This is a genomic window from Terrabacter terrae, assembly GCF_039529575.1.
In the GTDB taxonomy this organism is placed as follows: Bacteria; Actinomycetota; Actinomycetes; order Actinomycetales; family Dermatophilaceae; genus Terrabacter; species Terrabacter terrae.
The window spans coordinates 646,493-670,989 of sequence record NZ_BAAANB010000021.1; the positions used below are offsets into that span (position 1 = coordinate 646,493).

The 24,497-nt window shown below is 71.9% G+C and carries 25 protein-coding genes; 13 read left to right on the top strand and 12 right to left on the bottom strand.

Features of this window, described 5'->3' with window-relative positions; genetic code table 11:
• Positions 1–66 precede the first annotated feature (66 nt).
• Both ABD194_RS13145 and ABD194_RS13150 read left to right on the top strand, forming a co-directional pair.
• Positions 67–1,251, top strand: coding sequence for a carbohydrate ABC transporter permease (locus tag ABD194_RS13145; RefSeq protein ID WP_343992022.1), 1,185 nt, complete (start codon positions 67–69; stop codon positions 1,249–1,251).
• Positions 1,248–2,108 (top strand): carbohydrate ABC transporter permease, encoded by an 861-nt coding sequence (locus ABD194_RS13150; protein WP_343992024.1) that lies wholly within the window; start codon positions 1,248–1,250, stop codon positions 2,106–2,108. The genes ABD194_RS13145 and ABD194_RS13150 overlap by 4 nt, the downstream gene beginning before the upstream one ends.
• Before the next feature lie 26 nt (positions 2,109–2,134).
• Here the strand turns inward: ABD194_RS13150 and ABD194_RS13155 are convergent, their stop codons facing one another.
• Complete coding sequence (locus tag ABD194_RS13155; protein ID WP_343992026.1) at positions 2,135–3,835, bottom strand: aminotransferase class V-fold PLP-dependent enzyme; 1,701 nt, start codon at positions 3,833–3,835, stop codon at positions 2,135–2,137.
• A 144-nt stretch (positions 3,836–3,979) separates the two neighbouring features.
• Between ABD194_RS13155 and ABD194_RS13160 the strand changes: the two genes are divergently transcribed.
• Positions 3,980–5,323 carry a M16 family metallopeptidase gene (locus tag ABD194_RS13160; RefSeq protein ID WP_343992028.1) on the top strand — a complete coding sequence of 448 codons (1,344 nt, stop codon included), beginning with the start codon at positions 3,980–3,982 and terminating at the stop codon, positions 5,321–5,323.
• Positions 5,320–6,705 (top strand): M16 family metallopeptidase, encoded by a 1,386-nt coding sequence (locus tag ABD194_RS13165; protein WP_343992030.1) that lies wholly within the window; start codon positions 5,320–5,322, stop codon positions 6,703–6,705. The genes ABD194_RS13160 and ABD194_RS13165 overlap by 4 nt, the downstream gene beginning before the upstream one ends.
• Before the next feature lie 69 nt (positions 6,706–6,774).
• On the opposite strand, the gene ABD194_RS13170 is transcribed toward ABD194_RS13165, so the two are convergent.
• The 5 genes from ABD194_RS13170 to ABD194_RS13190 all read right to left on the bottom strand — a co-directional run bounded on the left by ABD194_RS13170 (position 6,775) and on the right by ABD194_RS13190 (position 11,253).
• Entirely contained in the window at positions 6,775–7,362 is a 588-nt protein-coding gene (locus ABD194_RS13170) for a GNAT family N-acetyltransferase (protein ID WP_343992032.1), read from the bottom strand.
• Between the two features lie 42 nt (positions 7,363–7,404).
• Entirely contained in the window at positions 7,405–8,196 is a 792-nt protein-coding gene (gene hisN, locus ABD194_RS13175; protein ID WP_343992034.1) for a histidinol-phosphatase, read from the bottom strand.
• 72 nt (positions 8,197–8,268) lie between these two features.
• Positions 8,269–9,312, bottom strand: coding sequence for a ribosome small subunit-dependent GTPase A (gene rsgA / locus ABD194_RS13180; RefSeq protein ID WP_343992036.1), 1,044 nt, complete (start codon positions 9,310–9,312; stop codon positions 8,269–8,271).
• Positions 9,309–10,637, bottom strand: coding sequence for a 3-phosphoshikimate 1-carboxyvinyltransferase (gene aroA, locus ABD194_RS13185; RefSeq protein ID WP_343992038.1), 1,329 nt, complete (start codon positions 10,635–10,637; stop codon positions 9,309–9,311). Before aroA ends, rsgA begins: the two co-directional genes overlap by 4 nt.
• A gap of 85 nt (positions 10,638–10,722) precedes the next feature.
• Positions 10,723–11,253, bottom strand: a complete 531-nt coding sequence (locus ABD194_RS13190; protein WP_343992040.1) for a DoxX family membrane protein — start codon at positions 11,251–11,253, stop codon at positions 10,723–10,725.
• Positions 11,254–11,479: 226 nt separating this feature from the next.
• On the opposite strand from ABD194_RS13190, the gene ABD194_RS13195 reads away from it, so the two are divergent.
• The 4 genes from ABD194_RS13195 to rsrA all read left to right on the top strand — a co-directional run bounded on the left by ABD194_RS13195 (position 11,480) and on the right by rsrA (position 14,113).
• Entirely contained in the window at positions 11,480–12,319 is an 840-nt protein-coding gene (locus ABD194_RS13195; RefSeq protein ID WP_343992042.1) for an SOS response-associated peptidase, read from the top strand.
• Positions 12,316–12,957, top strand: coding sequence for an alpha/beta hydrolase family protein (locus tag ABD194_RS13200; RefSeq protein WP_343992044.1), 642 nt, complete (start codon positions 12,316–12,318; stop codon positions 12,955–12,957). Before ABD194_RS13195 ends, ABD194_RS13200 begins: the two co-directional genes overlap by 4 nt.
• 122 nt (positions 12,958–13,079) lie before the next feature.
• A complete protein-coding gene (locus tag ABD194_RS13205) occupies positions 13,080–13,853 on the top strand; it encodes a sigma-70 family RNA polymerase sigma factor (protein ID WP_343992046.1) in 774 nt (257 codons plus the stop codon).
• Positions 13,850–14,113, top strand: coding sequence for a mycothiol system anti-sigma-R factor (gene rsrA, locus ABD194_RS13210; RefSeq protein WP_343992048.1), 264 nt, complete (start codon positions 13,850–13,852; stop codon positions 14,111–14,113). Before ABD194_RS13205 ends, rsrA begins: the two co-directional genes overlap by 4 nt.
• 92 nt (positions 14,114–14,205) lie before the next feature.
• Here the strand turns inward: rsrA and ABD194_RS21635 are convergent, their stop codons facing one another.
• Positions 14,206–14,280 carry a 50S ribosomal protein bL37 gene (locus ABD194_RS21635; protein ID WP_369791897.1) on the bottom strand — a complete coding sequence of 25 codons (75 nt, stop codon included), beginning with the start codon at positions 14,278–14,280 and terminating at the stop codon, positions 14,206–14,208.
• A gap of 451 nt (positions 14,281–14,731) precedes the next feature.
• On the opposite strand from ABD194_RS21635, the gene ABD194_RS13220 reads away from it, so the two are divergent.
• The 3 genes from ABD194_RS13220 to ABD194_RS13230 all read left to right on the top strand — a co-directional run bounded on the left by ABD194_RS13220 (position 14,732) and on the right by ABD194_RS13230 (position 18,684).
• A complete protein-coding gene (locus ABD194_RS13220) occupies positions 14,732–16,042 on the top strand; it encodes an HD-GYP domain-containing protein (RefSeq protein ID WP_343992052.1) in 1,311 nt (436 codons plus the stop codon).
• Positions 16,039–17,334: an HD-GYP domain-containing protein gene (locus ABD194_RS13225; RefSeq protein WP_343992054.1), complete on the top strand. Its 1,296-nt coding sequence runs from the start codon at positions 16,039–16,041 to the stop codon at positions 17,332–17,334. Before ABD194_RS13220 ends, ABD194_RS13225 begins: the two co-directional genes overlap by 4 nt.
• A 174-nt stretch (positions 17,335–17,508) precedes the next feature.
• Entirely contained in the window at positions 17,509–18,684 is a 1,176-nt protein-coding gene (locus tag ABD194_RS13230; protein ID WP_343992056.1) for an NAD(P)-dependent malic enzyme, read from the top strand.
• Here the strand turns inward: ABD194_RS13230 and ABD194_RS13235 are convergent.
• Genes ABD194_RS13235 through ABD194_RS13245 form a run of 3 tightly spaced genes read right to left on the bottom strand, consistent with a single transcriptional unit; the run spans position 18,681 to position 20,837 of the window.
• On the bottom strand, positions 18,681–19,394 hold the full coding sequence (locus ABD194_RS13235; RefSeq protein ID WP_343992059.1) for an energy-coupling factor transporter transmembrane component T family protein: 714 nt from the start codon (positions 19,392–19,394) through the stop codon (positions 18,681–18,683). The genes ABD194_RS13230 and ABD194_RS13235 overlap by 4 nt on opposite strands.
• The gene (locus ABD194_RS13240; RefSeq protein ID WP_343992061.1) at positions 19,391–20,101 is read right to left on the bottom strand and encodes an energy-coupling factor ABC transporter ATP-binding protein; all 711 of its coding nucleotides are present in this window, start codon (positions 20,099–20,101) and stop codon (positions 19,391–19,393) included. The genes ABD194_RS13235 and ABD194_RS13240 overlap by 4 nt, the downstream gene beginning before the upstream one ends.
• Positions 20,102–20,147: 46 nt before the next feature.
• Entirely contained in the window at positions 20,148–20,837 is a 690-nt protein-coding gene (locus ABD194_RS13245; RefSeq protein ID WP_343992063.1) for a biotin transporter BioY, read from the bottom strand.
• Positions 20,838–20,889: 52 nt separating this feature from the next.
• Between ABD194_RS13245 and ABD194_RS13250 the strand changes: the two genes are divergently transcribed.
• Positions 20,890–21,861 (top strand): zinc-binding dehydrogenase, encoded by a 972-nt coding sequence (locus tag ABD194_RS13250; RefSeq protein ID WP_343992065.1) that lies wholly within the window; start codon positions 20,890–20,892, stop codon positions 21,859–21,861.
• 40 nt (positions 21,862–21,901) lie between these two features.
• On the opposite strand, the gene ABD194_RS13255 is transcribed toward ABD194_RS13250, so the two are convergent.
• Together ABD194_RS13255 and cofD are read right to left on the bottom strand one after the other, a co-directional pair.
• The gene (locus tag ABD194_RS13255) at positions 21,902–22,960 is read right to left on the bottom strand and encodes a coenzyme F420-0:L-glutamate ligase (protein ID WP_343992067.1); all 1,059 of its coding nucleotides are present in this window, start codon (positions 22,958–22,960) and stop codon (positions 21,902–21,904) included.
• Entirely contained in the window at positions 22,957–23,961 is a 1,005-nt protein-coding gene (gene cofD / locus ABD194_RS13260) for a 2-phospho-L-lactate transferase (RefSeq protein WP_343992069.1), read from the bottom strand. The genes ABD194_RS13255 and cofD overlap by 4 nt, the downstream gene beginning before the upstream one ends.
• Positions 23,962–24,225: 264 nt before the next feature.
• On the opposite strand from cofD, the gene ABD194_RS13265 reads away from it, so the two are divergent.
• Complete coding sequence (locus ABD194_RS13265) at positions 24,226–24,492, top strand: WhiB family transcriptional regulator (RefSeq protein WP_020143018.1); 267 nt, start codon at positions 24,226–24,228, stop codon at positions 24,490–24,492.
• The last annotated feature ends 5 nt before the right edge of the window (positions 24,493–24,497 follow it).

Sequence of the window (24,497 nt, forward strand, 5' to 3'; positions counted from 1 at the left end):
AGGCGGGCGGACACCTCTCCCCATCGGCACCCGAACCCCGGCCACCCCGAACCACCAGGAGCAGTCATGGCGCGGATCGACGACCAACGTCCGCTGGAGGACGTCGTCACCCCAGCTGGCGCACGGTCCACCCAGGTGGCCTCGGCCTCGGCCGGCACCCCCACCGGGCAGCCCGGTGTCCCCGGCGCCGCACGCCCTCGCACGCGCGGCGGCATACGCGGGCGCGAAGGCATCGCGGGGTGGCTGTTCGTCGCCCCGATGGTGGTCATCCTCGGCCTGTTCCTCGTCATCCCCATCGGCATGGCGCTGTGGGTGAGCTTCACGAACTGGCAAGGGAACACGAACCCGTTCGCGGTCGGGCAGGGCACCGACGTCGTGGGCCTGAAGAACTACACCGACCTCTTCGCCAAGGACGGGCTCACGCGCGACAACTTCATGCAGTCGATCGGCAACACCTTCTACTACGTGCTGCTCGTCGTCCCGCTGCAGACCACCCTCGCGCTCGGCCTGGCCCTGCTCGTCAACAACGCGCGGCTCAAGGGCCGGGGCTTCTTCCGGACGGCCTTCTACTTCCCCTCGGTGACGAGCTCCATCGCGATCGCCACCGTCTTCCTCTTCCTCTTCTCCAACACCGGAGCCGTGAACGCCTTCCTCGGGTTCTTCGGTGTCGACGGGCCGCAGTGGTTCAACGACAGCCGTGGCCTGCTGCACCTGGCGTTCAACGCGATCGGCGTCGACAACCCGGGCTGGGCGCAGGGGCAGATCCTCGGCCGCAGCCTCTGGGACTGGCTCTCGGGCCCCTCCGTCGCGATGTTCGTCATCATCTTCCTCGTCATCTGGACGACGTCCGGCACCTTCATGCTCATGTTCATCGCGGCGCTGCAGGACCTGCCGGTCGAGGTCGAGGAGGCGGCGGCACTGGACGGCACGACGGGGTGGCAGAAGCTGCGCCACGTCACGCTGCCGATGATCAAGCCGGCCCTGTTCCTCGTGATCACCCTGGGTCTGATCGGCACGTGGCAGGTGTTCGACCAGATCTACGTCATGGGGAAGGGCGCGCCCGCCGGGACGACGCTGAGCCCGGCGTTCCTGTCGTACCAGCAGAGCTTCGGCAACTTCCGCTACGGCTCGGGCGCCGCGATGGCGTTCGTCGTCTTCCTCATCATCGTCGTCCTGACCCGGGTCCAGCGGTACGTGCTGACCGACAAGGACGAGCGCAAGCCCCTCTTCGGACTGGGAGGTCGGAAGTGAACGCCCGCAGGTCCAACCCCGTCAAGACGATCGTGCTCTACACGGCGCTGCTCGCCTTCGCCGTCCTGTTCATCTACCCGTTCCTCATCCAGATCGCGACCTCGTTCAAGACCGACCCCGACGCCGCGAACAACCCCCTGTCGCTCGTGCCGAACCCGGTCACCAGCCAGGTCTGGCAGCACATCTTCGGCCAGGGCGGCGACTCCGCAGTCCCGGTCACGACGTGGGTCAGGAACTCCGTCCTCATCACGGTCGTCGTCACGGCCGGCCGCGTCTTCCTCGACTCACTGGCCGGCTACGCGCTCTCCCGGCTGCAGTTCCGCGGTCGCACAGCGGTGTTCGCCGGGGTGCTGGCCGTGATGGCCGTGCCGGGGGTGGCCCTGCTGATCCCGAAGTTCCTGATGGTCAACTACCTCGGGATCTACGACACCTACACCGCGATGATCCTGCCGCTCATCGTCGACGCCGCGGGCGTCTTCATCATGAAGCAGTTCTTCGACTCGGTGCCGGTGTCGATCGAGGAGGCGGCCCGCATGGACGGTGCGAGCATCTTCCGCACCTTCTGGTCGGTGGTGCTGCCGATGGCCAAGCCGGCCCTGATCACCCTGACCATCCTGTCGTTCCAGGGGTCGTGGAACGAGTTCTCGCACTTCCTCGTGGTGACGCGAGGGACCCCCGAGCACCAGACCCTCGTCACCGGGCTGGCGAGCATGACGAGCGGCCAGCTCGGCGCCGGCACGCAGTACCCGCTCAAGCTCGGTACGGCCCTGCTGACGACGATCCCGGTGGCCCTGCTCTTCTTCGCCCTGCAGCGCTACTTCATCCGGGGCGCCAACGAGGGCGGGGTCAAGGGCTGAGCCGGCCCCCGGGGGCGACCGCAAGGTCAGCGCGAGACGGAGCGCACGGGCAGCTCGAACCACCTGAGGTGGTCGAAGTCGACGTTGACGTGCGCCTCGTCACAGCGTTCCGGCGTGGCGGCCGCCAGGATCGCTCTTGCCTCCTCGAGGTAGCCGGAGAGCGCCTCCTCGCCGGCGCGCTCGTGCTGGGCGGGATGGACGAGCCGACCCTCCTCGAAGACGACCTGGTGCAGCCGCAGCGCAGGCTCGACAGGGCCGTCGTGGTGGCGCCACAGCCCCCTGGTGGGGTCGAAGTCGTAGTCGCCCAGCAGCCGCCAGCCGTCGCGGGCCACGAGCCGCACCGCCTCGATGACGTAGTCGGCGACGACGTCGGAGATGAAGTAGTTGAAGTTGACGCGCACCCAACCCGGCTTGATGCCCTCGCACCCTCGGCCGATCTCGCGCTCGAACTCGTGCGAGCGCTCGAGGTCGATGCCGAGCAGGCGGTGACCGTACGGGCCGGCGCACGAGCAGCCGCCCCGGGCCTGGATGCCGAAGAGGTCGTTGAGGACCGCGACGACGAAGTTGTGGTGCAGGTAGCGGCCATCATGGCCGTGCACGACGAACGAGACGATGGACAGGCGCTCGGCGTCGAGGTTGCCGAGGATCTCGATGGCCGGCTCGTCGTGCCACGCGGTGACGGCGCGTTCGAGGAAGTACGCCTCGCGCGCTCGGATGGTCGAGGTGCCCACCGCGTCCTTGAGCTTGAAGACGAGCCCGGCACGGATCGACTCGAGAATCGCCGGTGTGCCGCCCTCCTCCCGGTGGGCCGGGTCGGTGAGGTAGTCGTGGTCGTCCGGGTTGACGTAGGCGACGGTGCCGCCGCCGGGCACGTCGGGCACCCGGTTCGTCATCAGCTCGCGGCGCATGACGAGCACGCCGGGAGTGCTCGGGCCACCGATGAACTTGTGCGGGCTGAGGAACACCGCGTCCTTGTATGCCGTCGGGCCGGCGACGCCACGACCGCCGCGGCCGTACATGTCGATGTCGACGTACGGGGCCGCTGCGGCGTAGTCCCAGAGGGCCAGGGCGCCGTGCTCGTGGAGCAGCGAGGAGATCGTGTCCGTGTCGGTGACGATCCCGGTGACGTTGCTCGCCGCGGAGAAGGAGCCGATGAGCAGGGGACGGTCGGAGTGTTCGACGAGGCGCTCCTGGAGGACGTCGACGTCGACATGGCCGTCGAGGTCCTGCGGTATCACGACGACGTCGGCGACGCACTCACGCCACATGACCTCGTTGGAGTGGTGCTCGTAGGGTCCGATGAAGATCACGGGCCGCTGGTCAGCGGGGACGAGCTTGCTTGCGTGCCAGCGGTCCTCGAAGTTCGATGGGACGCGGAGCCCGAGGATGCCGACGAGCTTGTCGATGGCGCCGGTGCAGCCGGAGCCGGCGAAGACCACGACGGTCTCGTCGTCACCTCCGACGGAGTCGCGGATCGCCCGACGGGCGTCCTCGCGCAGCCGCGTCGTCTGCAGGCCCGTGCCCGAGCTCTCGGTGTGGGTGTTGGCGTAGCGGGGGAGCACCTCGTCGCGGATGAAGTCCTCGATGAACGTCAGGCCTCGGCCCGAGGCGGTGTAGTCCGCGTAGGTGACCCGGCGAGGGCCGTAGGGGCCGTACATCACCTGGTCCTCCCCGATGACGCTCGCGCGGACGGTGTCCAGCAGGTCGTGGTGCGGTGCCGTTCCCATGACGCCGAGCATACCTGCATGTAATGGTTCGGCGCAGCGGCATAACGCGCAGTTACCCAAAATGTCGGGGAGCGGCATACTCACAGGGAGGGGAGGACGGGCGCGAGCGGTCACCTTCGCGGCTCGGTCGCATAGGGTCGGCCCGTGACAGCGATCTCCTACCCGCTCGCCGAGCGCACGCTGGCCAACGGCCTGCGCGTCATCGTCAGCGAGGACCACACGGTGCCCAACGTCGCAGTGAACCTGTGGGTCGGCGTCGGCTCCCGCCACGAGACGCCCGGCCGCACCGGGTTCGCCCACCTCTTCGAGCACCTGATGTTCCAGGGCAGCCGCAACGTCGCCTCGGGAGAGCACTTCTCCGCCCTCATGGACGAGGGCGCGCGGCTCAACGCCACGACGTGGTTCGACCGCACCAACTACTTCGAGACGGTGCCGACGGGAGCCCTCGAGCTCGCTCTGTGGCTCGAGGCGGACCGGCACGGTCACCTGCTCGACGCGGTCACGCAGGAGAACCTCGACAACCAGCGGGACGTGGTCAAGGAGGAGAAGCGCCAGCGCTACGACAACGTGCCGTACGGCTCGGCGCTCATCGACATCTACGCGACGGTCTTCCCGGAGGACCACCCGTACCACCACCCGACCATCGGGTCGATGGAGGACCTCGACGCCGCGACCCTCGAGGACGTGCACGAGTTCTACCGGGCACACTACGGACCGAACAACACGGTGCTCACCCTCGTGGGCGACGTCACGCCCGAGCAGGGCTTCGCCGCCGCCGAGAAGTACTTCGGACCGCTGCCGGCGATCGAGCTGCGCTCCCGGGACCGGCAGCCACAGCTGCCGCCCCTGTCCGAGCCCGTGCACCTCGACCGGGTCGGGGACGTGCCCAACGACCGCCTCTACATCTCCTTCCGGCTCCCGGTCGACACGACTCCCGACTACCTCGCCTGCCAGGTCGCGATCGACGTGATCGGTGGTCTCGCGAGCTCGCGGCTCGTGCGCCGGCTGGTGCGTGGTGACGAGAGCGCCGTTGCCGTGGGCGGCTGGACCATGGGCCTCGTCGACGGGTCGGGCCTCGCCACCCTCACCGTCGACGTGGCCGCCGGAGCCGACGTCGATGAGATCGAGGCCGCCGTGTGCGAGGAGATCCAGCGCTTCCTGGACGACGGTCCTGACGCCGCCGAGCTCGAGTCGGTGATCGCCGACACGGAACGGTCCTGGCTCAGTGCGCTGGCGAGCCTGGAGGAGCGCGCCGACCACATCAGCCACCATGCCCTGCTCACCGGCGACCCGGGCTACGTCAACAGCTTCGTCGACCGCATCCGCGACGTGAGCGCCGAGCAGGCCCGCGCGGCCGCGCAGGCGTGGCTCGACCCGCGGTCCCGCGTCGTGGTGCGCTACCTCGCCGGGCCGACCACAGAGGCCGACGACCAACACACCGCCGACACCGGCGACCGGACCGAGAAGGATCCCGAGGAGGCCGCATGACCGCCGTTGCCCGCCCCGTCGTCGCACCGCCCGAGCCGTGGTCCTTCCCCGAGGGCTCGACGTACGACCTGCCCAACGGTCTGCGCCTCATCACCTACGACGTGCCCGGCCAGTACGTCCTGTCCGTGCGGCTGGGGCTGCCCGTCTCGCTGCGCGACGAGCCTCGCGAGCGGGAGGGGGTGGCCTCGATCATGGCCCGCACGCTCGACGAGGGGACGGCGCACCACACGGCCGAGGAGTTCGCGCTGCTGATGGAGCGCAAGGGCGTGAGCTTCGGCGCCGGCATGGCCGACTCGGGCCTGTCCGTCGACCTCGACGTCGTCAAGGGCAACCTCGAGCCAGCCCTCGACCTGCTGCGCCAGATCCTCACCGAGCCGGTCTTCCCGCAGTCCGAGGTGGCACGCCAGGTGCGGACCCGCATCGCCGAGATCGAGCAGGAGCGGTCGGTCGCCGCCCACCGGGCGGGCCTGGAGTTCGTGCGCACCTTCTACGCCGCCGACGACCGCTCATCACGCCCGACCGGGGGCACCCGCGAGACGGTCTCGGCCATCACCCGCGAGGACGTCGCCGACTGCCACGCCCGTCACGTCGTCGCCGCCGGGGTCACCGCCGTGGTGGCCGGCGACCTCGAGGGCCTCGACGTGCCGGCCCTGGTCGAGCAGACGCTCGGCGGCTGGGACGCCGGCACCGACCGCGAGCGGCACCTCACGCACGCGGCCGCCTTCGCACCCGACCGCGGGCGCATCGTGCTGGTGTCGCGGCCGGGCTCCGTCCAGACCGAGCTCGTCGTCGGCGCCCCCGGCCCCGACCGGTCCGTCGACGGTGGGTGGGCGCCCTACCCCGTGCTCGGCTTCGTCCTCGGAGGCTCGCCGAACGCCCGCATCGACGCCGTCCTGCGCGAGGAGAAGGGCTACACCTACGGCATCCGCTCCGGATTCCGTCCGCGCAGGCGTGGCGGTGTCTTCGTCACCTCGGGCTCGGTCCGGGCCGATTCGACCGCGGAGTCGCTGCGGCTCCTCGTCGAGATCCTCGAGAGCGGGCGTGATGGCTTCACCGACAAGGAGATCCGGTCGGGAGTCGACTTCATCTCCAAGACGGCGCCGGGACGCTACGCGACGGCCGACGCGATCGCCGACGAGGCCGTGAGCATGGCCCTGGACGGGCGCACGACCGCGTTCACGACGGCCAACCTGCGCGACCTGGCCACGGTCGACCGGGAGCGCGTGCAGGCGGCATACGACCGCTTCGCGGGGGAGGCGGGCGTCGGCAACGGCACCCCCGGTGCCGGCTGGACGATCGTGCTGGCGGGCGACGCCGGCGCCCACCTCCGGGACCTCGAGGCCCTCGGCCTCGGTGACGTCACGGTCGTCACCGACGCCTGACACCTTCGCCTGGCCCATTCTCCCGACCCGCTACCGGACCCTGCCGCGCCCACGAAACGCGGCGACCGGTCAGGTCAGTGGGAGCAGGGCGCGCTCCATCACGTAGTCGTCCTCGTGGACGCCCCCGACGATGAAGCGCTTGGTGCCGACCCGTTCGAACCCGCTCTTGGTGTAGAAGCGCTGGGCCCGCTCGTTCTGCTGGTTGACCCCGAGCCAGACACCGGAGGCGCCGGAGCCCGCTGCCCACTCCACCGCCCGAGCCATCAGCAGCGCGGCGGCGCCCGTGCCGTGGGCCTGTGGCAGGACGTAGATCTTGGACAGCTCGACCGTCGGCCGGAGGCGGATGGCCGCGCGCACGTCGGCGTCGCCCGGCTCGCCGGCGACCAGCATGGCGTAGCCCAGGGCCTCGCCGTCCCCCTCGGCGATGAGCAGGTGTCGCTCGGGATCTGCCAGGTAGCCGGCGAACCGTGCGGGGGAGAGGACCTCGGCCACGAAGGCCTCGACGCGCTCCCTGCTCATCGACGGTGGGCACGCCAGCCCGAAGGTGGCGGCGGCGACGGCGGCCAGGGTCTCGTCGTCCCGGGCGGTGGCGACCCGGATCGTCGCGGTGTTCGTGGTGCTCGCGGAGGCGTGGGGGAGGTCAGCGGCAGCGCTCATGGCGGAAGGCTAGACGCGCCGGCCGATCCGATCGCGGGGGTCTCAGGAGGAGGGCATGCCGATGCGCGAGAGGACCTCGTCGTGGAGCAGGCCGTTCGTGGCCAGGGCGTTGCCGCTCCAGCAACCGTCCTTGCCGTCCAGGCCGGTGAAGCGGCCTCCCGCCTCCTCGACGATCGCGACGAGCGCCGCCATGTCGTGCACGGCGAGCTCGGGCTCGGCGGCGATGTCGGCAGCGCCCTCGGCGACGAGCATGTAGGACCAGAAGTCACCATAGGCGCGGGTGCGCCAGCAGTCGTCCATCAGGTCGAGGAAGTCGTCGCGGCGGCCGCGGACGCGCCATCCCGAGAGGGAGGAGTAGGACAGCGACGCGTCCCCGAGCCGGCCCACCTGCGAGACGTGGATGCGCCTGGCCGACGACAGCGACCGTCCCGACCAGGCGCCGGAGCCCGTCGCGGCCCACCAGCGGCGCTGCAGGGCGGGCGCGGCGACGAGACCGAGGACCGGTTCCGCGTCGACCACGAGGCCGATGAGGGTGGCCCACACCGGCACGCCGCGGACGAAGTTCTTGGTCCCGTCGATGGGGTCGATGATCCACCGGCGCGAGCCGTGGCCCGTCGTGTCGAACTCCTCCCCCTGCACGGCGTCCCGCGGACGCGTGCGCTTCAGCTGCGACCGGACGAGCTCCTCGGCGGCGCGGTCGGCGTCGGTGACGGGCGTCAGGTCGGGCTTGTTCTCGACGACGAGGTCGGCTGCGCGGAAGCGCGACATGGTCACGCGTTCGACGGCATCGGCGAGGACGTGGGCGAGCCGGAGGTCGTCGTCGTAGGAGGTCACCGGGTCAACCTAGCGGGAACCTCCCGACGCGTCCCGGCGGGCGCCGGGCACCGAGGACGTATGCCGCTCGGCTCAGTGCTCCTCGCCGGCTCGGCTCGCGAGCAGGCGACGCAGCGAGGCCAGGCGTGACGCCCCGGCCGGCCCGGCGTGCCCCTCGGCCACCCACGCGTCGAGGGCGCACTCCTCCTCGTCGTGGGTGCAGCCGCGGGGGCAGTTCTCCGTCCCTGCAGCAAGGTCGGGGAAGTGGTCGATGATGCGCTCGACGTCGATGTGCGCGAGCCCGAAGGAGCGGATGCCCGGAGTGTCGATGACCCAGCCGTCGTCGGACCCGTCGGGGCCGCGCAGCCGCAGCGCGACGGCGTTGGTCGAGGTGTGGCGTCCACGTCCCGTCGTGTCGTTGACCACACCGGTCGCCCGCAGCGCCCCGGGCACGAGCCCGTTGACCAGGGTGCTCTTGCCGACGCCGGAGTGGCCGACGAGCACCGAGACCTTTCCGGAGAGCCGGGCACGCAGCTCGTCGAGGCCCGAGAACTCGCCGTCGCGCCACGAGGTCACGACGTGCTCGACCTCGAGCGGCGCGTAGCTGGCGAGGAATCCGCTGGAGTCCACGAGGTCGGCCTTGGTCAGGGCGAGCAGCGGCTCGAGGTCGGCGTCGTAGGCGGCCACCAGGCAGCGGTCGACCATGCGGGGTCGGGGCTCCGGGTCGGCCAGGGCGGTCACGATGACGAGCTGGTCGGCGTTGGCGACGATGATCCGCTCGTAGGGGTCGGTGTCGTCGGCGGTGCGTCGCAGCACCGAGCGGCGCTCCTCGATCCGCACGATCCGGGCGAGGGCGTCCGGTCCGCCGGCGAGGTCACCGACGAGCGCGACCTCGTCGCCGACCACCACGCGGGTGCGCCCGATCTCGCGGGCCTTCATCGCGGTGACGACGCGCTCGGGCTCCTTCCGGCCGAGCGATCCCTTCGGGATGAGGCAGGTGTAGCGGCCCCGGTCGACGCCGATGACCATGGCCACCACGGCGTCGGCGTGCGCGGGGCGTTCCTTCGTGCGTGGCCGGGAGCCCTTGCGACTGGGGCGGACCCGGACGTCGCCCTCGTCGAGGTCGCGCCAGCTCATCGCGGCGTGACCACGGGGGCGGGGCTGTCGAGCATGCCCTGCCAGAGGCCCACGAAGTCGGGGAGCGTCTTGCGGGTGGTGCCGATGTCCTCGACGTGGACGCCCGGGACGCGCAGGCCGAGGATGGCGCCGGCGGTCGCCATGCGGTGGTCGTGGTAGCTGCGGAACCGTCCGCCGTGGAGGCGTGAGGGCGCGATGCGCAGCCCGTCCTCGGTCTCCACGACGCGGGAGCCGAGGCCTCCGAGCTCGGCGGTCAGGGCCGCGAGGCGGTCGGTCTCGTGCCCGCGGATGTGGGCCACGCCTCGGATCCACGTCGGCGTCGAGGCGAGCGCGGCCAGGGCGGCCACCGTGGGCGTGAGCTCCGCCGCGTCGTGCAGGTCGATGTCGATGCCGACCAGCTCGCCGCTGCCGGTGACGCTCAGCCCGGTGCGGTCGAGGCGGACGTCGGCACCCATCGTGTCGAGGATCTCGCGCAGCAGGTCGCCGGCCTGGGTCGTGTGCTGCGGCCACCCCGGCACCCTGACGGTACCGCCGGCCACCAGGGCCGCCGCCACGAACGGCCCTGCGTTGGAGAGGTCGGGCTCCACGGACACGTCCAGGGCGTTGATGTCGGACGCCTCGACGCGCCAGGTGTCGGGCTCGCTGTCGTCGACGATGGCTCCGGCGTCGCGCAGCGTCTCGACGGTCATGAGGATGTGCGGCTCGCTGGGCACCGGCTCGCCCTCGTGGCGCACCGTGATGCCCTCGTCGTAGCGGGCCCCGGCCAGCAGGAGCGCCGAGACGAACTGCGACGAGGCGGAGGCATCCATCGTGACGGCGCCGCCATGCACGCGCCCGCGTCCGTGCACGGTCACGGGCAGGTGGCCGCGGTCGTCGTCGACCTCCACCCCGATCGCTCGCAGCGCCTCGATGACCGGTCTCATCGGGCGTACGCGTGCCTGGGGGTCGCCGTCGAGGCGGACGGGGCCGTCGGCCAGGGCTGCGACGGCCGGCAGGAAGCGCATCACCGTGCCGGCCAGGCCGCAGTCGACGGCCACGTCACCGCGCAGCTGCGCGGGGGGTGTGATCACCCAGTCCGGCACCGCCCCGCCCGGCGCGTCTCCCTCGGGCGCCACGTCGTCGATGCCCACCCCGAGCGAGCGCAGCGCCTCGGCCATCAGCAGCGTGTCACGCGAGCGGAGCGGGGCCCGCAGGCGCGAGCGGTCGCTCGCGAGAGCCGCCAGCACGAGGTAGCGGTTGGTGAGGGACTTGCTGCCCGGCAGCACGACCGTCGCCTCGAGCGGCACCTGCGACGTGGGGGCGGCCCAGTCCGGCTCCACCGCCACGGGATGACGGTGGAGCTCGGTCGACGCGGTGGACGGGGTGGACGCGGTGGACGGGAGAGGAGGGGAAGCGTCGGCGGGACTCAAGTCAGCTCACGACGTCCTGGGCTCGATGGGCGAGCAGGCGCGCCTCGCGCCTGGCGGAGCGCTGCGCGTGACGCGCCTGGCGGCGCGTCGTCTTCGTGGCGTGCTGGGCGCGCCAGGCGAGCCCGGGGCGACCCTCGGTGTCGACGGCGGCGAGCAGCAGCCCGCCGAGCAGGCCGACGTTCTTGAGGAAGAGGCTGCGAGCCTGTGCCTTCCGGGTCGGGTCCGTCTCCTCCCAGAAGGCGTGCTCGATGGCGGTGGTGGGCACCACGGAGGCAGCGAGGACCGTGGAGGCCAGGCGCGGCAGGCGGCCGGTGGCCAGGAGCAGCCCTCCGCCGAGCAGTGCTCCGCCGTTGACGCGCACGAACAGGTCCGGGTCCTTGGCGGCCACCTCGGCCCCTGGCACCTGCCCGGGCACCTTCTCGAGAAGGTGGGCGGCCTGGTCGGTGCGCGCGGCGGGGTTGCGCAGGGCCTCGATCCCTGCGGCGACGAACACGGACGCGAGCAGCGGGCGGGCGAGACGGCGGACGATCATTCGACTTCCTCCTCTGGCGACCGCGCGCCGGAGCGCGCTGTGGCCATCGTGGATGATGTGGGCACCTACGGTATCGACATACCCCCGTCCTGGGGGACGGTGCCCGCCGCCGTCGGCCTCCTCCGCACGAGACACCCGACAGGGCGCTCCACGGCTGGGCGACAGCGCCCGTCGCGAGGCGCGCCGGGAGGCCGGGGCGGCGGCGCTGCGGCATACGCTGTGGCGCATGTGCGGGAGGTATGCCGCGAGCGCGCGGCCCGACGAGCTCATCGAGGCGTTCGACGTCGACGAGGACCACACCGCCGAGCCTGCCCGCAGCATCCTCAAGAACCCCCAGACGCCGCCTCCGGGCGAGCCCGACTGGAACATGGCCCCGTCGAAGCAGGCGCCGGTCGTCCTGACGCGCCACCCTCGCGGTCAGGACGAGGGGGAGGGTGCGGCGACGCGTCAGCTGCGCCTCCTGACGTGGGGGCTGGTCCCCGCATGGGCCAAGGACGTCACGATGGGGCTGCGGATGACCAACGCGCGCGCCGAGTCGGTGCTGGGCAAGGGCGCGTTCGCCAAGGCCGCGCTGGCGCGGCGCTGCATCGTGCCCGCCGACGGGTGGTACGAGTGGCAGGTCTCACCGACCGCGGTGGATGCCAAGGGCAAGCCTCGCAAGCAGCCCTTCTTCATCCACCGGGCCGACGGGGACGCCGTGGGCTTCGCCGGGCTCTACGAGTTCTGGCGCGACCGCAGCCTGCCCGAGGGCGACGCCGGCGCCTGGCTCACGACGTTCACGATCATCACGACGGCGGCCGACCCCGGCATGGACCGCATCCACGACCGCCAGCCGCTCGTCCTCGACCGCGAGCAGTGGGAGCGGTGGCTGGATCCCGACGAGAAGGACGCCGACTACGTGCAGGGGGTGCTCGAGTTCGCGCGGCCCGGCCGCTTCGAGGCGTATCCGGTCGGCCGGGCCGTCGGCGCGACGCGCAACAACGGGCCCGCGCTCGTGGAGCCGGTCCGCGCCTCCGAGCTCGACGGCGTGGTCGACCCCATGACAGGGGAGGTGCTGGGCGAGTGAGCGGACCGTTGCGCCGCAGCGTGCGTGAGATCGAGACCCCCGGCGGCCCGGGCCGCGCCCACGTCTGCGCACCCACCGGGGCGCGGGGCACGGTCGTCCTCGGCCACGGCGCCGGGGGAGGGCTCGGAGCCATCGACCTGGCCATCGCCCGGGAGGTGCTGGTCGGTGCCGGCTGGGCCGTCGTGCTCGTGGAGCAGCCCTGGCTCGTGGCCGGGCGCCGGGTGGCCGGGCGCCCCCCGACGCTCGACGCGGCCTGGATCCCGATCGTCGAGGCGCTCCTCACCGGCCGCGGCCGGCTGCCCCGACCGCTCGTCGTCGGCGGCCGCAGCGCCGGTGCCCGCGTCGCCTGCCGCACCGCCGGGCCGCTCGAGGCCGACTCGGCGCTGCTGCTCAGCTTCCCGCTGCACCCGCCGGGACAGGCGGACAGGTCGCGCGCCCACGAGCTGGCGCTGGCGCCCGATCCGAGCTGGGTCGTGCAGGGCACGAGCGACGCGTTCGGCACACCCGAGGAGGTGCGGCCGCACCTTCCCGTCGGTGCGACGCTCCTCGAGGTGGCCGGCGCCCACAGCTTCCCCAAGGGCTCGCGCAGCGCGCTCACCGAGGCATTGACCACGGTTGCGGGAATGCTCCCCGGCTGAGTGTCGTTGCACGGTGCATGGTCACCTGCCCCACCCGCGAGTCCCGGAGCGGATCCGCCGTGCCCGTCCTGCAGGCCGTCGCCGGTCGGTTCGAGCCGCCCACCGGTCTAGGCTGGGGGGCGATGGCAAAGGACAAGAAGACCGACCCGAGCGCGGCCGTGCGAGTCGCAGACCTGCCTGCGGACACGGCGGCCGGCACCGTCGACGACGCGGTGACGACGCGCGAGGAGCGCGCACGCGCCGACGCCGCCGTGGACGTCGCGAGCGAGACCGAGCCCGAGCGCCGCGAGCGCTTCGAGCGCGAGGCGATGCCGCTGCTGGACCAGCTCTACAGCGCAGCCCTGCGCACCACCCGCAACCCGAGCGACGCCGAGGACCTCGTCCAGGAGACGTTCGCGAAGGCGTACGCGGCCTTCCACCAGTACAAGCCGGGCACCAACCTCAAGGCGTGGATGTACCGCATCCTCACCAACACCTACATCAACAGCTATCGCAAGAAGCAGCGCCAGCCGCTGGAGTCCGACTCGGCCGAGATCGAGGACTACCAGCTCGCGCGCGCCGAGTCGCACACCTCGGTGGGCCTGCGCTCGGCCGAGGCCGAGGCGCTCGACCACCTTCCCGACAGCGACGTCAAGCGCGCCCTCCAGGCGATCCCCGAGGAGTTCCGCCTCGCGGTGTACTTCGCCGACGTGGAGGGCTACTCCTACAAGGAGATCGCCGAGATCATGGAGACGCCCATCGGCACCGTCATGAGCCGCCTGCACCGCGGGCGACGCCAGCTGCGCGACCTGCTCTCGGAGTATGCCGCCGAGCGGGGTTTCGTGGCCGCCGGCAGCCCTGCCGGTGTCACCGCCCGCCACGAGGTGGGCGCGGGCACGGAAGGAGACCGCTCATGACCGACGAGACGCACACCGACTGCTCCGAGGCGCTGCTTCGGGTCTACGAGTACCTCGACGGGGAGCTCGGCCCGGAGGAGGTCGCCAAGATCCAGGCGCACCTCGACGAGTGCGGACCGTGCCTGAAGGAGTACGACCTCGACACGACGCTGAAGTCGCTCATCAAGCGCTCCTGCGAGTGCGAGCAGGCCCCCGAGGCGCTTCGCCTGACGATCATGTCCCGGATCTCCATGACGATGATCCAGGTCGACCGCGGCTGACCACACCGCTGCTACGCCGACGCCAGGTTCGCAGCCTGGTACGACGAAGGCCCGCCCCGACTGATCGGGTGCGGGCCTTTGACGTCTGCGGCTCAGGCGTTGGGCTTGCGGCCGTGGTTGGCGGCGTTGCCCTTGCGGGAGCGGCGCTTGCGGGCGCGCTTGCTCATCGTCGGCTCTCCTTGGGTCGTACTCTCGTTCCGGGCCCGTGCGGACACCGAAGCCCCGATTCTTCCACATCGGATGAGAGCGGCCCAATTCCCTGCGCCAGATACGGGCGAGACCTTAAAATCTTGGTATAGATCCGTCCGATATGGCCGGGTCTACTTCCATGCGTCGGGTTGGTCTTGGCATCATGCCCCTGAGGGAAACCTCAGTGTTCTGTGCTGCCGCGAGCAACGCCCCTCCATGGCGCACGCATCCGGAACATCCATGCATCAAGGAGCCCCCAATGTTCGCTGCCCTGCTCTCGGCCCTCGCCACCACGACTGACTTCACATCGAACGCGCTCATCGCCATCGCCAACGTGTGGAGCTGGAACGGCGGCTGAGCCATACCCGAAGCACACACGTCGTCGGGTCCCGCAACGGGATCCGACGACGTTTGACTACCGTGTCTCCCGTGTCACCGACAGCCACGCCGACCGCTCCGTCGCGTTGGCTGTCTGCCTACCTCGGCGTCGTCACGGCCGTTGCGCTGGCCGTCGGTGTCATGTCCTGGTTCGCCCTGCCCCGGCCCGAACTGGGTCCCGTTGTCCTCCTCTGCCTCATGGGCCTGGTCGCCTACCAGGTCCGCGAGCCTGAAGCCAACCTGCGCATCGCCTTCTCGTTTCTCTCCATCATCCTCGTGGCGTCCGCGGCTGTGGTCGGAATCTTCGGTGCCTGGCTCGTGGGCGGCGTCTCGATGCTCATCGACCGACAGCAGCCGCTGCGTTTCGTCACGATGTTCAACGCCGCGATGACCGCCATCCTCGGTGCCTCGGCTGCTCTGACCTATCGGCTGCTGGGTGGCGTCCAGGGCGCTGGCATGGCAGATATGACCACCTCCCAGCTGGGATGGCACGTAGGCGTACCGCTCCTGGCCGCGGACGTCGTGGCCTGTCTCCTGAACGCGATCCTGCTCTCAGGCGTGCTGCACCTGGCCAGAGGCATCGCATTCGCCGTACAACTGCGGCGCGTACTCAGTGGCTCAGGGGTGGCCTACGTCGGCTACGGAGTCATCGGCCTTCTCTTCGTCATCCTGTGGTTCCCGGCCGGCCTCGGCGCCTTCAGCGCCTTGCTCGTCCTCGCACCCCTGCTCGCAGCGCGGTGGGCTTTCATCCAGTACGGCGAGGAGCTGCGTTCCCACGAGCGCACCGTCGACACGCTCGTGACGGCCCTCGGGACCAAGGAGCCCTCGGCGGTCGCCCGCAGCAGGCGGGCCGCCAGCCTCGGGGAGTGGATCGCCGAGGAGCTGGGGCTCACGCCGAGCCAGATCGGCACCGTGCGCTACGCGGCCACCCTGCACGAGATCGGCCACCTGGGAGTCCCCACCCGGCTGCTGCGTCGTTCCCGCGCGTCCCTGACCCCCAGCGAGCTGCGTCTCATCGACGGCCAGTGCGTCGTCGGGGCGCGCATGATCGAGGGCATCGACTTCCTCGAGAGCGCGAGGTCCGGCATCCGCCACCAGTGCGAGCGCTTCGACGGCACCGGTCGCCCCGACGGACTGGCCGGCCACGACATCCCGATCGCTGCGCGCATCGTCGCGGTGGCGGCCGCGGTGGACGACGCCCTCCGCGACCGGCCGGAGGACACCGTCGTCTCGGTGGCCGATGCCGTTCGGGTGCTCCGCTCCGACCCCGCTCGCTTCGACCCCGAGGTCGTCGACGCCGCGGTGGCGGCCCTCGACAAGCACGGCTGGCCCGCGTCCTCTCCGGTGAAGGTCGCCTCGTGAACGGTGCACTGCGCCGCGAGCCGCTGGCCGGGGCGTTCGGGGTGCTGTGCCTCGTCGCGTCCGTCGTGGCAGCCGTCGAGCTGGGCGACGTCCCTCAGCTGGGTGACGCGCTCGTCGTGTCTTTCGTCGCGGCGTTCGCCGTCGCCGTCATCGTCGGGGAGTGGTTCCACATCTCCGCCCCCGGCTTCCGCGGGGCCGCGCCGATCGCCATGGCGGCCGCCTTCGGCCTGGCGCTGGCCACAGAGCTTCCCGGCGGGGTGCACCTGTCCTACGGCGCACCGTTCGTCCTCGCCGTGACGGCCGTCTCGATCGCACTGGGGACGACCGTGCGCGTGGCTGCGCGGCGCGACACGAGCCTGGTGGACACCGCGGGTCGCTTCGTGGCCATCCTCGTGGTGGCCCTCGTCTACCGCTGCGGGGTCATGGCTCAGCCGGCGGACTCGCCGCTGCGGGTGATGACCGCCGTGCCGTGGCAGCAAGCGGTGCTGCTGCTCGCCATCTGCCTGCTCGCACTGGTGGCGGACGCCCTGTTCACCTCGCTCCTGCGGGGGCTGTCCGTGGGCGTCGACGTGCGTCGCACCTTCGTCGCGGAGTTCCGCTCGTCCTTCGCCTTGTCGACGGCCATCGCGGTGACGGGCGTGCTCATCTCCCTCGCGGCCCCGCCGCTCGGGATCGCCGCGCTGCCCCTCTTCCTCATCCCGCTCGTCCTGACGCTCTTCGCCTTCCGCCGCTACGTCAGCATCCGGGCCACGTACCTCCAGAGCATCCGCACCCTCTCGCGCCTGACCGATGCCGCGGGCTACACCCCTTCCGGGCACTCCGAGCGGGTCGCGGCGCTCGCCGTCCGGGTCGGGCGCGAGCTCGGCCTCTCGGAGCGCGAGCTGCTCGACCTCGAGTACGCCGCGCTGCTCCACGACATCGGCCAGGTGGCCCTCGTCGAGCCCATCCCGGGGGGCGCAACCGTCCTCGCCGCGCCTGCCGACCAGCGCCGCATCGAGGCCGACACCGTGGCCATCGTCCGCGAGACCGGCGTCTTCGAGGAAGCCGCCCGGATCCTCGAGCACCAGACGACGCCCTACCGCCAGGTCCGCGAGCTCGGCGAGGAGATCCCGCTGACCAGCCGGATCGTCAAGGTCGCCAACGCCTACGAGGACCTCACCGCTGGGGCACGGAGCCTGCGTGCGCGGGAGGCCGCCGTCGAGCGGATCTACCTCGGGCTCGGCTACGAGTACGACCCTCGAGTCGTCGACGCGCTCCTCAAGTCCCTCGACGACGCGGCCAACCCGGACTGAGAGAGCCGTCACACCGCTCGCCGGCTCCTTGGGTGCGGCCCGCGGCCCGTGCCATAGTGGCGACTTCGGGCAACCCCCGTCGCGAGAACGAGCTTGCAGGCCAGACCCCCGGCACTGTCTGTACCAGTGAGGGCCTCCTGCCCTCTTCTCCCCATGCGAACGAGGTGTTCCAGCATGAGTGCGTTGCCCGCCCACCAGCTCTTCGACCCCAGCGACCCGGTCTTCCGGGCCCACCTGGGCGGAAAGCTCGGGGTACACGCCACGTCGGAGCTGCGAGACGCGTCCGACCTCTCCCTCCTCTACACGCCGGGTGTCGCACAGGTGTCCCGAGCCATCGCGGCAGACCCGGGGCTCGCGGCGGTCTACACGAGCCGCCGCAACACGGTCGCCGTGGTCAGCGACGGCACGGCGGTCCTCGGCCTGGGAGCGGTCGGTCCGCTTGCCGCGATGCCGGTGATGGAGGGCAAGGCGGTCCTCTTCAAGCACTTCGCCGACGTCGACGCCGTGCCGGTGTGCATGCAGACCGGCAGCGTCGAGGAGATCGTCGAGGCGGTGGTTCGGATCGCGCCGACCTACGGCGGCATCAACCTCGAGGACATCTCCGCGCCGCGGTGCTTCGAGATCGAGCGCCGGCTGCAGGAGCGGCTCGACATCCCGGTCTTCCACGACGACCAGCACGGCACGGCCATCGTCGCCCTGGCGGCGCTGCTCAACGCTGCCCGCGTCGTCGAGAAGGCCCTCGGGGAGCTGACGGTCGTCGTGTCCGGGGCAGGCGCGGCGGGCGTCGCCGTCAGCCGGATCCTGCTCTCGGCGGGGGTGGGTGACGTCGTCGTCGTGGACTCGCGTGGCATCCTCGGTCGCGACCGCGTCGAGCTCCCGCCGCACAAGGAGCAGCTGCGCGAGGTGACCAACAGGCGGGGTGTCACGGGCACGCTCGCAGACGCGCTCTCGGGTGCTGACGTGCTGGTCGGCGTCTCGGGCGGCACGGTCGCCGAGCGGGACCTGATGCGGATGGCGCCACGAGCCGTCATCTTCGCGCTCGCCAACCCCGACCCCGAGGTGCATCCGGTGGTGGCGTCGAGGTTCGCGGAGGTCGTGGCCACCGGACGGTCGGACTTCCCCAACCAGATCAACAACGTGCTCGCCTTCCCCGGCATCTTCCGCGGCGCCCTGGACTCCGGTGCACGTCGCATCACGGAGGAGATGAAGCTCGCGGCCGCTCGTGCCATCGCGCAGCTGGTGGAGGATCCGACGGCTGACCGCATCGTCCCCAGCGTCTTCGACGAGCGGGTCGCCCCTGCCGTCGCTGCAGCGGTCTCGGCCTTGGCCGTCCGCGAGGCGACGAGCTAGCCGGGCAGGTCCGTGCTCCCGGCCCGGCCCGGGCCGGGAGCCCCACCCGAAGCGCCACCCGCAGCACCTCGGCCGTGCGGACCCTCGCGCCCATCCTCCGCCGGGTCGGTGAGTCCCCGCGCGGCCAGGGCCTCGCCGGTCGAGCGTGCGAACGCCACGACGTGCACCACCGTCGGCACGACGAGGGCGCGCGGGCTGCGGTCGAGCCCCCGCGCCCGGGCGGACTGCCGGACGCTGGAGAAGGAGCCGGCGACCCACGGGACGGAGCGCACGACGATCCCGAGGGTGAGCGCGACGACCTCGGGGTCGACGGCCCGCTTGAGCGGCCGGGCCGCGCGCACCACGCCGTCGAGCAGCTCGGTGACGGGCGTCGTCGCCGTGAGGACGCCCGCGGCCAGGTATGCGTTGACGATCCCGAGCACGACGCGAGCGGCATACGACGGGCCGTTGGACCACCACTGGAAGGCGAGCAGCAGGACGAGCAACGGCAGCAGCCCGCGCATCGACCGCAGCAGTCTCCCGGCGGGCAGACGCGCGAGCAGCGCACACCCGATCACGAGGGCCGTCACCACGAGCATCGGGCCGAGCGACCGCGCGTACCACGGCGCGGCGCCGACGGCCACGACGCCGGCGAGCTTGAGCCACAGGGGCGCCCGGTGCACGGGCGAGGTGCCAGGCACGTGCCCCGCGAACAGGCCCGCGCCGCTCACGGCTGGTCCGCCAGGGTGACGTAGTGGCGCACCGCCTCGGCCGGGGGGCCGTCGAAGACGATCCGCCCGGCGTCGACCACGAGCGTGCGGTCGGCGTGCAGCGCGAGGTCGAGGTCGTGCGTGGCGACCACCAGTGACTGGGGCAGGTCCTCCAGCAGGGCCCGCAACCGCAGGGTGTTCCGGCGGTCCAGGAGGGTCGTCGGCTCGTCGAGCACCAGAAGTTCGGGCTCGACCGCGAGGACGACCGCGAGCGCCATGAGCTGCCGCTCACCGCCGGACAGGTCGTGGACGCTCTGGTCGGCCAGCGCCGAGAGGCCGAACCGCTCGAGGACCGCCTCGGCGGCGAGCCGGCGCTCCGCCCGTGAGCGGTGCAGCCGGCGCAGCGAGAGCTCGACGTCCTCGCGACCCGTGGGCATGACGAGCTGCGAGAGCGGGTCGGTGAAGGCGAACGCGACCCGGCGGCGGACCCGGGCACCATGACGGACGGTGTCCAGCCCGTCGACGGACACGGCGCCCGAGGAAGGGGCGACGAGGCCGTTGAGCAGTCGCAGCAGCGTCGACTTGCCGGAGCCGTTCGCGCCGATGACGCTGACGCGAGCCTCGGTGAGGAGCAGGTCGACCGGACCGAGGACCGTCCGCGTGCGATGGCCGGCGGCGCCGTCGACGGGCACCGTCACCGTGGCCGCGTCGAGACGGACACGCGTCACCTGCAGCGCAGCCGGAAGGCCGCCGGGCCGAGGGGGAACGCCCGCCTCACGGGGTCGTCGGACGTCGCTTGGCCGCGCGGGCGAGCACGTCGGGGAAGGCGCGGTGCACCGCCACCGCCGCGACCACCGCCACGACGTCCTTGAGCAGGTCGCCGGGCAGGAAGGGCAGGTCGGCACTGACGGCCGCGGACAGCGGCAGCCGGAGGTTGACCATCATGCCCGCGATCCCGAGGACGTGGACGACGGCGAGGGTCGTCACGAAGGAGGCCGTCACCAGCAGCGGCACCCACAGCGTGCGCCGCGTGTGGCGCAGGACGGCACGCGCGGCCAGCCCGACGACCACCGCGGCGAGGAGGAACGAGAGGAGGTATCCGGCGGTGGGACCGCTCAGGACCTGCAGGCCCGACTGGCCGCGGCTGAAGACCGGCAGGCCGACGAAGCCGAGGAGCAGGTAGAGCAGGACCGCGAGGCCGGCGCGCAGCGGGCCGAGCACGAGACCCGTCAGCATGACGGCCAGGGTCTGCAGGGTGATCGGCACGCCGAGCCCGCCCACCGGGATGCCCGGCACGACCGCTGCGGCGACGAGCAGCGCCGTGAAGACGGCGACGAGCGCGACGGCCTGGGCGTCGACACCGACGCGGTCCGGGGTGCCGGCGGCTGACTGGTCGGGCTCCCCGGTGCGGGCCAGCGTCGACAGGAGCGGGTCCGCGCGGCGCACGGGGGTGTTGTCGGTCACGGGCAGGACCCTACCGGGGGTCTCCGAGGGTCCCGGTCACTATGGTGCAGGGATGCTCGCTGCCTACGCTGCCAGTCAGTCCGCCTCCGACCCGCTCTCCGGCCTCGTGGTGGGGGAGCGGCCGGACCCCGAGGTGCGGCCCGGATGGCAGGTCGTCGACCTGCGCGCCTCGGCTCTCAACCACCACGACGTCTGGTCCCTGCGCGGCGTCGGGCTCGCCGCCGACCGGCTGCCCATGATCCTGGGCTGCGACGGAGCCGGCGTCGACGCAGAGGGCAACGAGGTCATCGTCCACGCGGTCATCCCCTCGGACGGGTGGCGCGGCGACGAGACGCTCGACCCCCGGCGCACGCTGCTCTCGGAGCTGCACGACGGGACGCTCGCGCAGAAGGTGCTCGTCCCGGCCGGGAACGTGGTGCCCAAGCCCGAGTCGATGTCCTGGCAGACCGCAGCATGCCTCTCGACGGCGTGGCTCACGGCATACCGGATGCTCTTCACGAACTCGGGCGTGCAGCCGGGGGGCACCGTGCTGGTCCAGGGCGCGGGCGGGGGAGTGGCGACGGCCCTCATCCAGCTGGGCTCGGCCGCCGGCTACCGGATGTGGGCGACGTCGCGCGACGAGGCCCGGGGAGAGCGCGCGCTCGAGATCGGCGCCGACCGCGTCTTCGGCTCGGGCGAGCGTCTCCCCGAACGCGTGGACGCCGCCATGGAGACCGTCGGTGCGGCGACCTGGTCGCACTCGGTCAACTCGCTCCGGCCCGGCGGCACCATCGTCATCTCCGGTGCGACGTCGGGTGACGCCCCCGCGAAGGCCGAGCTGACGAAGATCTTCTTCAAGCAGCTGAGGGTCGTCGGGTCAACCATGGGCAGTCGCGAGGAGCTGGCGCAGCTCGCCCGGTTCATGCAGCAGCGGGGCATCGAGCCGGTCGTCGACTCCGTGGTGCCCCTCGAGCAGGCCCGGGAGGGCTTCGCCCGCATGGTCGACGGCGACGTGTTCGGGAAGGTCGTCTTCACCGTCGGGTGAGGCACCGCCTGCTGCGGCGCCGTCGGGGCGGCCGCGGCGGTCAGGGCAGCGGCGCGGCGGCCACCTGCACCGCGCTCGAGAGCCCGTCGGCCGACGGCTGGCTCGCCGTGCCGACGAGCCCCTCGCACCACAGCGCTGCCTGCAGCCGGGCCACGAGCTGCCCCAGCTCGTAGGAGCTGTCGGCGCCGAGCGTCACGGACAGCTTCCCGACGTCGGCGGTGCCGGACTCGAACCCGTGCAGCGCGGTCCGCACGGCCCGGGACACCGCCTCGAGGCGGCTCTCCGGACCTGCCTGCGCGATGCCGACGGCGTCGGCATCGGCGCCGCCGGGCTCGATGCCGAGGGCCGCCCGCACCGCCTCGACGCGCCCGTAGCCGAACCAGTCGCCCGGACCGGTGCGCACGAGATCGCGGCCGCGGAGGTCCTCTGCGGACGGCGCGTCCACGAGCAGCCCGGCGAGGCCGCGCACGACGGCCGCGGGCACGGCCGAGACCTTGCCCTTCGCGAGGTCCGCGGCGGCCGCGATCTCGTCGGCGACGGCGCGGGCCGTGACTTCGAGCGGTTTGCCGTCGGCGTCGACGCCGCCGCGCAGGTCGTCGAGGACGCGCAGGCCGTGCGCGCCGAGGGCGAAGTCCACCTGCCCGACGCGCCAGGCTCGCCCTGCGGTGTCGCTGAGCACGACGCCGACCCGCACGCCATGGCGCGCCAGCAGGGCGTCGTGGAGCTGCTCGCAGACGCCGTCCGGGTCGTGGGGCAGGAGCAGCCAGCCGCCACGCTCGCCGGTGTTGGACCCGTCGACACCTGCTGCGGCCATGACGGGCCCCGCCTTGGCCCGGACGACGCGAGTCACCCGGTCACCGACCGCGCGCTCCGCCACGACGTACTCGCTCTCGTCGCGCACGACCCGGTCCTTGTCGGCGTCGTGGGTCACGAGACCGAGTGCCTTGCTCGCGATCTTGCTCGAGACGACGACGACGTCGCCCTTGGCGAGGCGCAGGCCGGCGTGGTCGAGACCCACCTGGAGCACGTCGGCGAGGTCGTCACCCTCACGCACCTCGGGTATGCCGGTGAGCGGCGTGACGACGACGGGCGCGGTCACGCGCTGGCCCGCTCCGCGCGCAGCCGCAGGCCGAGGTCCAGGGCGGCGCCCGCCATGTCGGCGGCCGCGTCGACCGAGCTCATCAGCAGCGGCCGGCGCAGCACCTCGAGACCACGCCGGTCCGGCATCGGGTCGTCCTCGTCCACGAGCCAGCCGTCGAGGAAGTCGGAGTAGAGCCCGGCGACGGCGGCGCTCGACTCCTCCACACCGATGGTGCGCAGGCACACGTCGGCGTGACCACGGACCGGCCGGCCGCCGACGAGCGGCGACACCCCGACGACGGGGGCGCGGGTGCCACGCAGTGCGTCGCGCACCCCGGGGACGCCGAGGATGATGCCGATCGAGACCACCGGGTTGCTCGGCGGCAGGAGGACCACGTCAGCCTCGCGGATCGCGTCGAGCACGCCGGGCGCTGCCGTGGCGCGGTCGAGTCCCGCGACGACGAACCGTTCGGCGGGCAGGGCGGCCCGGTGTCGCACCCACCACTCCTGGAAGTGGATCGCGCGCTGCTCGCCGGCCTCCTCCACGACGACGTGGGTCTCGACGGGGGTGTCGGTCATGGGCAGGAGGCGCACGCCCTGCCCGGACAACCCCCAGCGGGCGGAGAGCCGGTCGACGACCGCGCTCAGCGGCATACCCTGCCCGAGCAGCTGCGAACGGTAGACGTGGGTGGCGAAGTCCTTGTCGCCCAGCGTGAACCACTGCGGCTCGGCCCCGAGCGCGGCCAGCTCCTCGGCGAGGTGGTGCGTCTCGTCCGCTCGTCCCCAGCCCTGTCCCTCGTGGATGCCGCCGCCCAGGGTGTAGAGCAGCGTGTCGATGTCGGGGCACACGCGGAGCCCGAAGAGGGTGATGTCGTCTCCGGTGTTGCCGACGACCGTCAGCTCGAGCCGGTCGGAGTCGTCGACCCCTGCCGCCTGCTGGGCGGTCTGTCGGGCGTGGTGGAGGAGGCCGCGGAGGAACCGGGCGCCGCCCACTCCTCCGGCCAGGGCGGTGATGCGCATGCGCCGATCCTCTCAGCACGATGGCGTCGGACCGTTGCGCGGGGTGCTGCACGGCGTCCGGTGCACCCGCTCGAGCCGTCACTTCCAGCGAATATCACCAACCCGCTTGACGAGATGGGTATGACACGCATGTAATTTCATTGTTGTATTCGGTCGGGGTCACGGGCTGGAACGTATGGACTTATTTGTCCAGAACCTCCGGAAAACGATGCCGCTCGGTGCGACAGTGCTCGCACGCAGTGCAGTCAGGGTCGAGGAGGGGTCATGCACGAGTTGATGGTGGTCTGGTCGGACACGGGCGAGCAGGAGGGCGAGCTCTCCTGGCAGGAGCGCTCCCTCTGTGCCCAGACCGACCCGGAGGCGTTCTTCCCGGAGAAGGGCGGCTCCACACGCGAGGCCAAGAAGGTCTGCGTCGGTTGTGAGGTGCGGTCCGAGTGCCTCGAGTACGCGCTGTCCAACGACGAGAGGTTCGGCATCTGGGGCGGCCTGTCCGAGCGTGAGCGCCGCAAGCTGAAGAAGCGCGCGGTCTGAGCGTG

Excerpts from the sequence above, each read along its gene's own strand:
- ABD194_RS13145 (WP_343992022.1), top strand. The coding sequence starts at position 67 with ATGGCGCGGATCGACGACCAACGTCCGCTGGAGGACGTCGTCACCCCA.
- ABD194_RS13155 (WP_343992026.1), bottom strand. The coding sequence starts at position 3,835 with ATGGGAACGGCACCGCACCACGACCTGCTGGACACCGTCCGCGCGAGC.
- ABD194_RS13165 (WP_343992030.1), top strand. The coding sequence starts at position 5,320 with ATGACCGCCGTTGCCCGCCCCGTCGTCGCACCGCCCGAGCCGTGGTCC.
- ABD194_RS13170 (WP_343992032.1), bottom strand. The coding sequence starts at position 7,362 with ATGAGCGCTGCCGCTGACCTCCCCCACGCCTCCGCGAGCACCACGAAC.
- rsgA (WP_343992036.1), bottom strand. The coding sequence starts at position 9,312 with ATGAGCTGGCGCGACCTCGACGAGGGCGACGTCCGGGTCCGCCCCAGT.
- ABD194_RS13190 (WP_343992040.1), bottom strand. The coding sequence starts at position 11,253 with ATGATCGTCCGCCGTCTCGCCCGCCCGCTGCTCGCGTCCGTGTTCGTC.
- ABD194_RS13195 (WP_343992042.1), top strand. The coding sequence starts at position 11,480 with ATGTGCGGGAGGTATGCCGCGAGCGCGCGGCCCGACGAGCTCATCGAG.
- ABD194_RS13205 (WP_343992046.1), top strand. The coding sequence starts at position 13,080 with ATGGCAAAGGACAAGAAGACCGACCCGAGCGCGGCCGTGCGAGTCGCA.
- rsrA (WP_343992048.1), top strand. The coding sequence starts at position 13,850 with ATGACCGACGAGACGCACACCGACTGCTCCGAGGCGCTGCTTCGGGTC.
- ABD194_RS13230 (WP_343992056.1), top strand. The coding sequence starts at position 17,509 with ATGAGTGCGTTGCCCGCCCACCAGCTCTTCGACCCCAGCGACCCGGTC.
- ABD194_RS13250 (WP_343992065.1), top strand. The coding sequence starts at position 20,890 with ATGCTCGCTGCCTACGCTGCCAGTCAGTCCGCCTCCGACCCGCTCTCC.
- cofD (WP_343992069.1), bottom strand. The coding sequence starts at position 23,961 with ATGCGCATCACCGCCCTGGCCGGAGGAGTGGGCGGCGCCCGGTTCCTC.
- ABD194_RS13265 (WP_020143018.1), top strand. The coding sequence starts at position 24,226 with ATGCACGAGTTGATGGTGGTCTGGTCGGACACGGGCGAGCAGGAGGGC.